Source organism: Intrasporangium flavum, from assembly GCF_001956915.1.
GTDB classification, from domain to species: Bacteria; Actinomycetota; Actinomycetes; order Actinomycetales; family Dermatophilaceae; genus Monashia; species Monashia flava.
On the sequence record NZ_MLJO01000004.1, the window covers coordinates 125,904 to 139,015 of the forward strand.

A 13,112-nucleotide genomic window follows, 5' to 3' on the forward strand; every position below is an offset into this window, starting at 1 on the left:
CCACCGCCGGTCGGCGCGTGCCCGGGATTCCCGGCATGCCCCACCTGCACCATCGGCCCCCTTCGCACCAGTTCACAGGCATTTCGCAGCATTCGCCGGACAGGTGTGGTCTGCGTCACTACGTTCGGCGCAGGTAGCGCGCTTGGTCGAGGCTCGCGGACACCGTTCGGGCACAGGCGCGCCCCACATGGGGAGAATCATGGTGCGCAAGTCCGTCAGTCGTGCCCTCGGAGCCGGGCTGGCCTCGCTCCTCGTCGCCGTCGGCGCCCTCGCCGGTCCGTCACCGGCCTTCGCGGCCGACCCCGACCCGGGGGTCGACAAGGTCGTGGCGCTGCTCGGCGGTGCGGGCGGCACGAACAACCTCGCCACGTGGACCGGCGGGCTGGCGACGATCGGGGCGTTCGGCAAGCAGCTGCCGTTCGTCGCGGCGAGCCCCGGCGGCCTGGCCGGCCTCGACGACCTCGTCAAGGAGGGCGTCACCGGTGCGCTGGCCGGCACGACGACGTGGGCCGACCTGGCGACGTCGGGGGAGTCGGTCAGCCTGCCCGGCGGCCGCACCGGCACGCTCGACATCACCGTGGACGACGCCGGGGACGGCAAGCGGGTCCACGTCAACCTCGTCGTCACGCGCACGGCGACGCAGCAGGCGCTCGCCGTCAGCTCGGCGGGCCCGCGGGTCGAGCTCTCCTCGCCGAAGGGCGTCACGGCCACGGTCGAGGCGACGCTGTCGCTCTGGGTCGTCTGGACCGGCCCCACGACCAACAAGGTCTATCTCGCGAGCGACGCCGCGCACGCCCCCCGCGTCGACGTCGACGTCACCGCGCACCTGTCGGCGGCAGCGAAGGCCGCGGTCGGCATCCTCGGGGTGACGCTGAGCAGCACCGACTTCGCCGTGACGATGCACGCGTACGCGAAGGTCGACGACCCGAACAACGACGGCGTCCTCGCCTTCGACGTCGCGGGCACCGGCGACGGCGAGCTGGCCGCCGACGGCTCGCTCGCCGGGCTCGTGTCCGCTGCGCTCGACCCCACCGGGTCGGCGACAGACCCGGGCACCGCCGGTTCCGTCTCGGGCACCCTGCACGTTGCAGCTGACACGAGCGGCCTTGCCGGAGTGGCGTTCCCGACAAACGTGGCCGCCGACGTCACGGTCGCCTGGCCGAACATCGCTACGGGCGCCCCGACCGTCACCGCCCCGACGCTCGCCGGGCTCGTCGGCAAGTTCCAGAACATGAGCCTGCGCGACCTTGCCGACGGCTTGGCCCAGGTGGCCACCGCGCTGACCGGCATCCAGGCCGCGAGGTTCGACCCCGACGGCGCCGGCCCGCTGCCCTCGACCGGCAACCTCGACCTGCCCTTCCTGCGCGGCACGGTGTCCGACGCCGTCAAGGCCAACCAGGTGCTCGTCGACTTCCTCAAGGCCAACGTCGTCCAGGTGCCCGACCCGAACCAGCCCTCGCCGCCCGGGTTCGACGCGTCGGCCGTGGGCAACCCGACCTTCGACTCGCTCCAGGACCTCGTCGCCAAGCTCAAGGCGGCCGGCATCGGCCTCGACAACCTGTCGTGGGACGCGGCGACGAGCAAGCTCGTGTTCCGGATGCGCATGGTGAAGACGGCGCCCTCCGCCGGCGTCGCGATGGATGCGGGCGCCGCACGCACGTCCCGCCCGTCGGCGACGTACTCGGCGAACGGCCTCGCGCTCGACGACGGCACGCAGCCGTGGACGGCGAACCAGTGGGTCGGCATGCGCGTCATGGCGGGGACCTCGGCTGGTGAGATCACGGCCAACACGAAGAGCTCGCTGACCCTCGCCAGCACGTGGATCGGTGGGCAGCCTTCCGCGAGCACGCCGTTCGTCATCGTCGGCCCTGAGGCGCAGCTCGGCGCCGTCACCTTCGGCGACCAGCTGACCGACCAGCCCGGCGGCACAGGCCCGCGCCGCGGCATCCTCCGGGCGAACTCCTCCCAGACCTTCGCCACGGTCAAGCCGTCCTTCGCCGCGGACCTCACCCTCGTGCTCGACCTGCAGGACCCGAAGACGGGCGCCGACTGCATCGGCTTCGAGGGCAACACCCAGGCCTGCCCGTTCGTGCAGAAGACCGGCGCGTTCTCGACGAACGTCACCTCGCTTCCGCTCGGCCCCGACCGCATCATGGTGCGCACCGGCAGCCCGCTGCTCACCGCGGACTTCCCGATCGACACCGCCGTCGACTTCACGGCCAACGCCGGCTTCTTCCAGGTGCGGCTCAAGGGCTCGCTGTCGGTGTGCAACAGCTCGGCCCCGGCCGACTGCTCGGCCGCCGGCACCGGCCACATGCTCTCGATCGGCCTCAAGCAGGCCGGTGACGCCCAGCACGACATCCGGCTGCGTGACCTCTTCGCCACCCTCGTCACCGACACCCCGACGGGCACGAGCCAGGCCGGCGACCTGCTCGACGTCGACGTCAACGTGCGTGCGACCGCCGACCTCAAGGTCTCGGTGCCCGACGCCGCCGGGTTCCTCCCCGCCGGCTCCGACGTCGGCGTCTCGGCGCACTGGAACGACCTGACCCGGGCGAGCGGCGCCGACGGCCCGCAGCTCGACCTCAGCCGCCTCAGCAGGATCTTCGCCCTCGACATCAAGCCCGGCTCGCAGGCCGAGCTGTTCGCCATCGTGCTCAAGACCCTCCAGACCCTCGCCGCCCAGCTCGCCGAGGCGCAGCCCGGTGGTGCGTCCGGCATCTACAGCCGCGAGATCCCGGGCACGGGCACGTCGCTGCGCGACCTCATGCGCCGCGACGCGTCGGGTGTCGGCTCGGACGTCAACTACGGCACGAACACCCTTCAGCACGTGGGCCGCACGTTCGACGCGTCGTTCGTGGGGCGCACCGTCGTCGTCGGTACACAGGTGGCCGTCGTGGCCTCGGCGTCGGGCGACACGGTCACGCTGGCCGAGCCGTGGACGACGAAGCCCGCCGACGACACGGCGTACTCGTTCCGCTCGCCGCTCGACGACGCCATCGACGTGATCTCGCTGCACCCGCCGCAGAACATGCAGGACCTCGTGAAGGTCCTCGACGACCGCCTCGGCACCGGCGCCCTGCGCTTCCGCTACCTGGACACCGGCGGCACCCCGAACGTCGTGCTCGACCTCGACTGGAAGCGCGACTACCGCACGAGCACGCCGGTGCGTCTCGACCTCGGCGGCGACAAGTCCCTCGTCACGGCCGCCGCCAGCGGCCAGGGTGCCGCCCACGTCACCGGCGGCGTCAAGGTCGGCCTCGTCGTACCCCTCGCCCCGGGCACCGGGCCCGACGACGCGGCGTCGCTCAAGGTGCTCGCCGACTCGAAGGTGAGCATCGCCGCCGACGCCCGCTTCGACGGCCGCGCGGCCGGCACCATCGGCCCGCTGACGGTGTCGGCGGGCGACCCCGGCGGCGACCCGGCCAAGCAGGCGAAGCTGAGGGCCGACCTCAGCCTCGAGCTGTCCGACGCCGGCGCCGCGGCGGACACCCCGGTCAGCTTCTCCTCCTTCCTGTCCGGGCTCGACGTCAACTTCAACGCCGCGAACACCCCGGTCGACTGCGGTGAGAGCCTGAGCACCCCGCTCATGGTCTGCGGCGTCATCCCGCTCTACGCGACCGTGTCGGGCGGGCCGACCACCTCGCTCGGTTCGGTGGCCCTGCGCCTGCAGGACTCCACCGACCCGGCCACCCTGCTCGACCTGTCCGGCAACCTGCCGGCCCCCGACGACGCGAAGAAGCGGTTCGAGCTGCCCGACCTCTCGGCGGCCTTCGCGAACGCCTTCGCCGACTTCACCCAGATCGGCCCGGGCCTCGACGGCTACCTCGAGAAGATCGAGCAGTCGATGCGTCTCGCGACCTTCGACGGCAAGCTGCCCTTCGTCGGCAAGGACCTCCAGCAGGGCGCCGACTCGATCGGACGGCTGCGCGCCGAGATCAAGGCCAAGCTCGGCAACGTCCCGGCGAGCCCCAAGGAGGCCAAGGACTACGTCAACACCAAGATCGCCGAGGCGATCACCGCGGCCGGGCTCCAGAAGACGAGCCTGACCGTCGACTACGAGTGCAAGGCGAAGCTCGAACCGACCGCCGCGCCGACGCTCGCGGCGACGCCGTCGACGACCGGTGCGACGAAGTGGCGCTACGAGATCGTCGCCAGCCAGGGCTCCGGCTCGGGCACCGACGGCGACACCGTCGCCTCGTCGCCGAGTGCGGAGACGACGACGTCGTGGACCGCGCTCGGCAGTGGCAACTCGATCAAGGTGTCGTGGACGAAGGCCGACGGCGCGACGAAGTACAAGGTGCTGCGCAGCAAGGACGGCGGCGCCTTCCAGCTCGTCAAGGTGCTCGACGCCGTTTCCGGCAGCGCGCAGACCTTCACCGACGACGGCAGCGCGACCGCCACGGCGTACACGCCCGTCACGACGAAGCCGATGCTCGTCGACTGCCCGACGACGAACATCAACGGCGTCAACCTCGCGTTCGACGTCAAGGCCGGCACCGTGACGCCCGACGACGGCTGCGTGCCCGGCTCCGGCTGCCTCGGCGACGGCAAGAAGCTGCCGCTCGACATCGGCATCCCGGGCCTCGCCCTCAAGGCCGGCGACGACGACGCGATCACCTACGGGCTCGGCCTGCAGCTGCACGTCAAGGCCGGCATCAACACCGACGACGGCTTCGTCATCTACACCCACGACAGCTGGCAGGACGGCGCCCCCGCACCGGAGTTCGGCCTCGGGGCGCGGTTCGACATGCCCGCGACGATGAAGGCCCAGCTGGCCTTCCTCGACATCGACGTCAAGAAGAACGGCACCGCGCCGCTGTTCGCCGGCGCCTTCCTCATCGACCTGAAGTCCCGCGACGCGACGGAGACGGCTGACAGCGTCCTGACGATCTCCGACATCGCCCGCGGCGACGCGTCCTCGCTCTTCGGCATCTCGCTGACGGCGAAGATCAAGGCCGACTGGCTCGTCAAGGCGTCCGTCGACTCGGTGCTCCCGGGTGTGCAGGCGAACTTCCTTCTCGGGTGGGAGTTCTCGAACAAGAACCTCAAGAGCCTCGGCGCCCCGACGATCGAGTTCAAGGACGTCGCCATCGACGCGGGTGGGTTCCTGTCGAACCTGCTCGGGCCGGTCCTCAAGAAGGTCAAGTCGGTCACCGGGCCGCTCCAGCCGGTCATCGACACCCTCTACGCCCCGATCCCGGTGCTGTCCGACCTGAGCAGGATGGCCGGTGGAGGCGACGTCAGCCTCATCACCCTGGCCAAGACGTTCAACACCCTCGCCGGCGGCCCGAAGCTCGACTTCGTCGACAAGATCGCCGCCCTCACAACCCTCATCAACAACCTGCCCGACTGCGGTGGTGGGCCGGGCGACCCGACGTGCCTCATCCCCATCGGAAAGTTCGCCGTCGACGGCGACAAGGCCCTCGGTACCAGCGTGTCGCCGACCAGCAGCCTGTCGCCCGGTTCGGCGAGCTCGCTGATCAAGACGGCCACCGCGGCCAGCAAGGACGACGTGAAGAACGCCCTCAACACCAAGGGCGGCAAGGGCAACGTGTTCGGCTCGGGCGGCACCGCCGGCAGCGCGAGCAGGTCGGGCTTCACCTTCCCGATCCTCGACGACCCGGCGTCGGTCTTCAGCCTGCTCATGGGCAGCGACGTCTCGCTCGTCGAGTTCGACAGCGGGCCGCTGACGCTCGGCTTCACGTGGCGCCAGTCGTTCGGCCCGGTCTATGCGCCGCCGCCGGTCATGGTGACGCTGTCCGGCTCGGCATCGGTGACGCTGCGCTTCATGGCCGGGCTCGACACCGCGGGCATCCGGTATGCCGTCGAGGCGGCCCAGGCGGGCACCTCCGTCGACGCCGTCAAGCTCCTCGACGGCCTGTACTTCAAGACGACCGACGCGAACGGGGTGCCCGTCCCCGTCGTGCAGCTCGACGGCGAGATCGCCGCAGGCGCAGCGGTGTCCGCGGTCATCATCACCGTCGGCATCGAGGGTGGACTGCATCTGACGATCGGCTTCCACTGGAACGACCCGAACAACGACGGCAAGTTCCGGGTCAGCGAGTTCCTCCACGCGGCGGCCAACAACCCCTTGTGCCTCTTCACGACCACCGGACGGCTCAGCCTCTTCCTGCGTCTCTACGTGACGCTCGGGTTCTCACCGTTCAGCGTGTCCTTCTCCATCAACATCGCCGACATCACGCTGCTCGACTTCACGGCGAAACCGAACTGTGAACCGCCACCGCCCAGGCTGGGCGGGACGACGGGTGACACGCTCGTCGTGTTCGCCGGGCGCTTCGGCACCGACGCCGCCCGCGGGACGCCGTGGGGGAACACGGCGGACACCGAGTCCGACACGGTCAAGGTGACGGCGCTCCACTTCGCCCAGAAGCCGGGCGACGACGCCGGCACGGACCCGGACTTCGACGGCTTCAAGGTGCAGATGCTCGGCGAGACGCGCGAGTACCTCGACCCGGACCTCAAGCGGGTCGTCGTCGACGGGCGCGGCTCCTCGACGCCGCTCGTCGTCAGCTTCGTCGGCGACGGCAAGAAGGACTCGAACCCGTCGTCGTCGACGACGCAGGCCGACCTGTCGGTCTTCGACAAGGACGCCGTCGTCTTCGGCACCCCCGGCAAGGACCAGATCTCGACCGGCACCGGCAACGCGTGGGTCGACGGTGGCGCGGGCGACGACCGCATCGTCACCGCCGACGCCGTCGGCAAGGTCGCGCGCGTCGCGGGCGGTCCGGGGGCCGACGCCATCACGACCGGCCAGGGCAAGGACCTCGTCTCGGGCGACGGCGCCCTGCCGACGTCCGTCACCGACGTCGCCGCCGCGCTCAACCCCGTCGACGTCGACAACTCCTCGCCGAAGATCACCACGGTCGACCTGACCGGCGTCGTCGACTGGACCAAGCTCGACGTCGACCCGACCCAGGGCGACCAGGGCAGCGGCGGCGCCGACGTCCTCAGCGTCGGCCTCGGCCAGAACCGGGTCAACGGCGGTCCGGGCGACGACAAGATCGGCGTCGCGTCCGACCGCCCGGGCGCCACGGCCGGCACGACGATCGCCTCGGAGGGCAACGTCCTCATCGGCGGCCTCGGCAGCGACTCGGTGACCGGCGGCTCCGGCCCCGACACCATCTACGCCTCGACCGAGGGCACCTTCGGCGTCGACGCCGCAGGCACCTCCGACACGCTGACGACCCCGGCGGGCAAGCCGTCGATCCCGAACATCATCGAGACCGGCTCGGGCGACGACGAGGTGTGGGGCAGCTCCGTCGAGGACGTGGTGACGAGTCACTCGAAGAGCGGTGAGCACGCGCGGATCGTCGGTGGCGGCGGTCCCGATGCGCTCGTCGGCGGCTACGGCACCGATGCCGTGTACGGCGGTCCCGGCGACGACTACGTCATCGCCGAGCCGAGCCAGGTCGGGGCCCGTGGTCTCGACGCGGCCGGCAACGCCCGCGGGTCAGACGTCATCGAGGGCGTCGACTTCGGGGCCTTCCGCGCCGTGACGCACCTGCCGATCCCGGCGGGGGAGAGCTCGTCGCGCAAGACACTCGTCGGTGGCCTCGGCAACGACCACGTCATCGGCGGCGACGGCCCGTCCATGGTGTTCGGTGACACCCTGCGCGAGGCCGCGACGCTCGACGCCGCGAAGGACGAGACGTGCCGTCCCGGCAGCCTTGTCGCGAGCGACCCGGTGCCCGAGGGCACCTCGGCCGCCGGCGGCGACGGCAACGACCTCGTCCTCGGCGGGGCCGGCGTCGACACCATCTCGACGGGCGGCGCGAGCGACCGGGTCCTCGCCGGCGGCGGCGCCGACCTCGTGTGCGGCCAGGAGGGCAGCGACGTCCTCTTCGGCGGCGACGACGCCGACCGCGTCTGGGGTGGCAGCGGCGACGACCGCGGCTACGGCGACGCCGGCGCCGACTCCGTCGTCGGCAACACCGACCAGGACCAGCTGTACGGGCAGGCCGGAGCCGACGTCGTCGAGGGCAACAACGGCTCCGACCGCATCAGCGGCGGCGACGGCGACGACGTGCTCTACGGCGGCACCCGTGCCGCGGGTCGCACCGACGTCGGGCCGGCCGAGGCAGGAGACACGATCTCCGGCGACACCGGCAACGACGTCATCGTCGGTGACAACGGCACGGTCGACGACCCGACGAGCAGCGCCGACGCCCCGGCGATCCCGTACGACCTCGACGGCCTGACACCGAACGCCGGCCGCGGCGACGTCGTGTACGGCGGCTCCGGCGACGACACTGCGTACGGCGGCCTCGGCGACGACGAGGTCAACGGTGGCGATGACGCCGACCATCTCGAGGGCAACAACGGCGCCGACCTCGTGCACGGCGACGCCGGCGAGGACGAGGTCGTCGGCGGGTCCTTCCAGGAGGCGAGCCCCGGCGTCGGACGGCCCGACACCGGTGACCGCCTCCACGGCGACGCCGGCGCGGACCTCATCGCCGGCGACAACGCGGTCCTCGCGTCGGGGGTCGCCCCGGCCGACTCGACGCCGATCACACGGATGCGCGGCTTCGCGCGGACGCACCGGGTGACGCTGCTCGACCTCGGTGTGAGCCCGGTTCTCGCCAACTCCGGCGCCGACCAGGTCTTCGGCGGTGACGGACAGGACGTCATCCTCGGCCAGAGCGGCACCGACCGCCTCAAGGGCGAGGGCGACGACGACTACGTCGAGGGCGGTCCCGACGTCGACTGGGTCGAGGGCGGCCTCGGCGACGACGACCTCGTGGGTGGCAGCTCGACGCCGTCCGCCGGGGCGGGCCTCTCCGGCGCGACGACCGTCGGCCAGCCCGACACGGACGACGCCGTCTTCGGCGGGCCCGGCGACGACGTCGTGCTCGGCGACAACGGCCAGGTGCTGCGTCCGGTCTCCGGCCAGGCACCGAGCTCGGTCACGGTCCGCCTCGGCAGCCCCGCCGGCACGGCGATGACCCCGCGGGTCATCCAGCCGTGGGACCTCGGCGCGAACCCGCTGATGACGCCCTCGGCGACGCTCTACGGCTTCGACCGGCTCTCCGGCGGCGACGGCGTCGACGTGCTCCTCGGCCAGGACGGCAACGACGCGGTCACCGGCGACGCCGGCGCCGACCACGTCGAGGGCAACGGAGGCGCCGACCAGCTCTTCGGCGACCTGCCGTTCGGCCAGGCCTCGGCCCACGGCACGACGGTCCTGGCGGTCACGGCACCGTGGCCCGGGTCGGCGAGCCCGGTCGCGCTGCTGCGCGGTACGAGCTCGGCGCCCGGACAGGACGACCTCATCGGCGGCTCCACGGCCCCCGGCTTCCGCGACGGCTCCGACGTCGTCGAGGGCAACGGCGGCGACGACGTCGTCCTCGGCGACAACGGCTCGCTCCTGCGCACCCTGCAGGGCAGCCCCGGGGCGCAGACCGAGAAGGTCTACGCCGACCGCTACCCCGACGGCGCAGTGCCGGCGGACGCCACGGCGTCGCGCACCCACGACCCGGCCCTTCCCGGTCCGAGCACCCGCTTCTGCACGACCGCGCAGGCGACGTGCGAGGTGGCCGGGGCGTTCGGCGCCGACACGCTCTGGGGCGACGACGGCAACGACGGCGTCTGGGGCCAGGACGGCAACGACGTCATCTCGGGTGGCGACGGTGACGACGACCTCTACGGCGAGCTCGGCGACGACCGGATCAACGGCGACGCAGGTCGTGACGCGATCGTCGGCGACCGCGGCGGCGTCGTGAACCAGTACCTGAGCGCCGGCGACAGCCCCGCCCAGGCGTCGGTGACGCTGAACAGCCCGCCGAAGGAGACGTTCACCGCGTTCGCGCGCGGCGCCTACGACCGACGCGTCGACCTGCTCCACGACGTCGACGGCGACCAGTGGGTCGGGGCCTCGACTGCCTCCGCCATGCCGCACAACGGCATGGACGAGGGCGGGCGCGACCTCATCCGCGGCGGCTCCGGCGACGACGCCATCCACGCCGGCTACGGCGACGACGTGGCCAACGGTGACAGCGGCGGCGACGACGTCTTCGGCGGCGACGGCGAGGACGTCCTCTGGGGCGGGCAGGGCTGCGACGCCGTGCTCGACGCCGCGACGCCGGACTGCCTCGTGAACGGCGTCTTCACGCCGAGCTCGCGCGGCACCGACGACCGGTTCGTCGACCACCTCTTCGGTGGCGCGGGCGAGTCCGACCCGGCGAAGCAGGACGTGCTCGGCTCCGACCTGCTCGACGTGCGGCCGCGGGGCTCCTACGCCCCCGGCAGCGGGTGCACGCTCGGCGACTGGCCGCTGACGACCGGCACGAAGAAGGCCGTCGTCACGGTCGACCCGTGCCTGTGGTTCGAGATGACGGGGCTGGCCGACGCCGACCCCGCCAACGACAACCACCACCAGGGCACCGACTGGATCTACGGCGGCTGGGACCGCGACGTGCTCCAGGGCGACGTGACGGCCAACGGGCCCAACCCCGGCGACCGGCTCATCGACTGGAACGGCGCGTACAACCTCTTCACCCACTGCAACGCGGCGTACGGCGGCTTCAACGACGTGCGCGGGCACTCGCCGGCGATGCAGAGCTGGCTCCAGCAGCTGGCGTGGTCCTCGAGCGCCGGCCGGCCCGGCTCCGACGTGACGACCGAGGGCACCGCGGCCTTCCGGGAGCTCGCCATGGTCTACCCCGGCCAGAACGAGCACGGGGCGGGGCAGGCCTACCCGGGCACGCCCGGCCACTTCGACGAGACGGCCTGCACACCCTGACGTCGAGCGTGGACGCACGGACGCCCCCACCCGGTTCGGGTGGGGGCGTCCGTCGTGACGGGTGCCGAGCGCGTCAGGCGGGCGGGGCGATGTCCTGCTGGGAGGGCAGCTGGTCCTGGCGCACGATGCCGACCGGGCACGTCATGCCGTTGGGGCCGTGGTTGCAGTAGCCGCCGGGGTTCTTGTGCAGGTAGCCCTGGTGGTAGTCCTCGGCGAGGTAGAACGGGCCGGCGTCCTCCGCGGAGCGGATCTCGGTCGTGATCTGCCCGAACCCGTTGTCGTCGAGGACCTTCTGGAAGGCCTCGCGGGTCGCCTCGGCGGCGAGCCGCTGCTCCTCGGTGGTCCAGTAGATCGCCGAGCGGTAGGCGGTGCCGATGTCGTTGCCCTGCCGGTTGGCCGTCGTCGGGTCGTGGTTCTCCCAGAAGGCCTTGAGCAGCAGCTCGGGGGAGGTCTTCTCGGGGTCGTAGACGACGCGGACGGTCTCGGCGTGACCGGTGCGACCGGTGCACGTCTCCTCGTACGTCGGGTTGGGCGTGTAGCCGCCCATGTAGCCGGCGGCCGTGCTGATGACGCCGTCCTGGCGCCAGAAGATCCGCTCGACGCCCCAGAAGCAGCCCATCGCGACGTAGAGCACCTGCGACCCCTCGGGCCACGGGCCCTCGAGCGGCGTGCCGAGGACGACGTGGGTGGGGTTCACCTGGAACGGGCGCTCCGCACGGCCGGGGAGGGCCTCCTCGCGCGCGGGCATCTGGGTCTTCCTGCCGAGTCCGAACACCATTCCAGTGTCACATCCTTCGTGTGGGGCGGGTCGTACGCCTGTGCAACACCGGCGGGGGCCTGCGTATGCCGCTCCGCGAAGGAGGTCAGGTCAGCTCCAGCCGACGAGCGGGCAGCGTCCGTCCCGGGCCGCGACGACGCGCTCGACCAGCAGATCCGCCGGCACGACGCCGCGGAACCCCGCTGCGACGTCGGTGACCTGCGCCGACGCGTCGGCGGCCTCGCGCGCCCCGACGACGGCCACCACGGCGGCCCGCTGCCGCCGCGCCTCGCGGATCCGCGACCCGAGCGAGTCGTCGCACTCGAGCCCGACACGGACGCCGTGCGCGCGCAGGGCGTCGACGAGGGCCCGCGCGGGGCCGTCCTGCTCGGCCGAGACCGGCAGCACCACGACCTGCACGGGCGCGAGCCAGAGCGGGAGGCGGCCGTCGTAGCGTTCGAGCAGGGCCGCGGTGACGCGCTCCATCGAGCCGACGGTGCCGCGGTGGATCATGACGACGCGGTGCCGCTCGCCGTCCTCGCCGTGGTAGGTCAGGTCGAACCGCTCCGGCTGGTTGAAGTCGACCTGGACGGTGGCGATGGTCTCCTCGTGGCCGCGGTCGTCGACGACCTGCAGGTCGAGCTTCGGGCCGTAGAACGCCGCCTCGCCGGCCGCCTCGACGAGGGGTAGGTCGTGGCCGTCGAGCACCTCCTGGGCGGCCCGTCGCAAGCCGTCCTCGGCGCCGTCCCACTGCTCGCGGCTGCCGAGCCACGCGTCCGACCCGTCGCGCAGCGACAGGCGCACGTGGTGCACCGGCAGGCCGAGGACCCGCTGGGCCTCGAGCGCGGCCCGCAGGCCGCGGGCAGCCTCGTCGCCGGCCTGGTCGGGGCGACAGAAGACGTGGGTGTCATCGAGGCTGATCTGGCGCACCCGGGTCAGGCCCGAGAGCACGCCGGAGCGCTCGGCCCGGAACATCGGCGCCAGCTCGTTGAGGCGGATCGGCAGCTCGCGGTAGGAGTGGCTGCGGGCCTTGTAGACGAGGGCGTGGTGCGGGCAGTTGGCCGGTCGGAGCACGACCTCCTCCTCGCCGAGCCGCATCGACGGGAACATGTCGTCCTCGAACTTGGCCCAGTGCCCGGACCGTTCGAAGAGGGCACGCTTGCCGAGCACCGGGGTGTGCACCCCGACGCAGCCGTCGGCGTGGGCGAGGTCGCGGGCGAGGTGCTCGAGCTCGTCGCGCACCACCGAGCCGGCGGGCAGCCAGAGTGGCAGCCCGGCCCCGGCGAGGGGGTCGGTCGCGAAGACGTCGAGGTCGTGGTTGAGGTCGCGGTGGTCGGGCATGGCGTCTCCTGGGTGGCCGGGGGGTTCGGTGGTCTGGACGGACCGGAGCCGGCGGGAGACGACGAACGCCCCGGAGACGGCTCCGGGGCGTGGTGTGCGATGGGTGCTAGGGCAGCAGCAGCGCGCCGGAGAGGTCCGGCGTCGTCGTCTGCTGTGGGCGGTGCATGGCTCGAGGGTAGGCCGACGCGTCCCGCAGGGCAACGCGATTGGCGCCGGCAGCCCCGGACAAATGGGTGGCCCCCCGCCGTACTG

The 13,112-nt window shown here is 72.3% G+C and carries 3 protein-coding genes; 1 reads left to right on the plus strand and 2 read right to left on the minus strand.

Annotation, left to right across the window (positions count from 1 at the left end; all coding sequences use genetic code 11):
* The first annotated feature begins 187 nt into the window (after nt 1–187).
* Nucleotides 188–10,762, plus strand: coding sequence for a calcium-binding protein (locus BIV28_RS04460; protein WP_242652767.1), 10,575 nt, complete (start codon nt 188–190; stop codon nt 10,760–10,762).
* 73 nt (nt 10,763–10,835) lie between these two features.
* Here BIV28_RS04460 and msrA read toward each other — a convergent pair whose 3' ends face one another.
* Together msrA and thrS are read right to left on the minus strand one after the other, a co-directional pair.
* Nucleotides 10,836–11,540 (minus strand): peptide-methionine (S)-S-oxide reductase MsrA, encoded by a 705-nt coding sequence (msrA, locus tag BIV28_RS04465; protein WP_076259657.1) that lies wholly within the window; start codon nt 11,538–11,540, stop codon nt 10,836–10,838.
* Between the two features lie 90 nt (nt 11,541–11,630).
* On the minus strand, nt 11,631–12,860 hold the full coding sequence (gene thrS / locus BIV28_RS04470; RefSeq protein WP_076259659.1) for a threonine--tRNA ligase: 1,230 nt from the start codon (nt 12,858–12,860) through the stop codon (nt 11,631–11,633).
* Between the last annotated feature and the right edge of the window lie 252 nt (nt 12,861–13,112).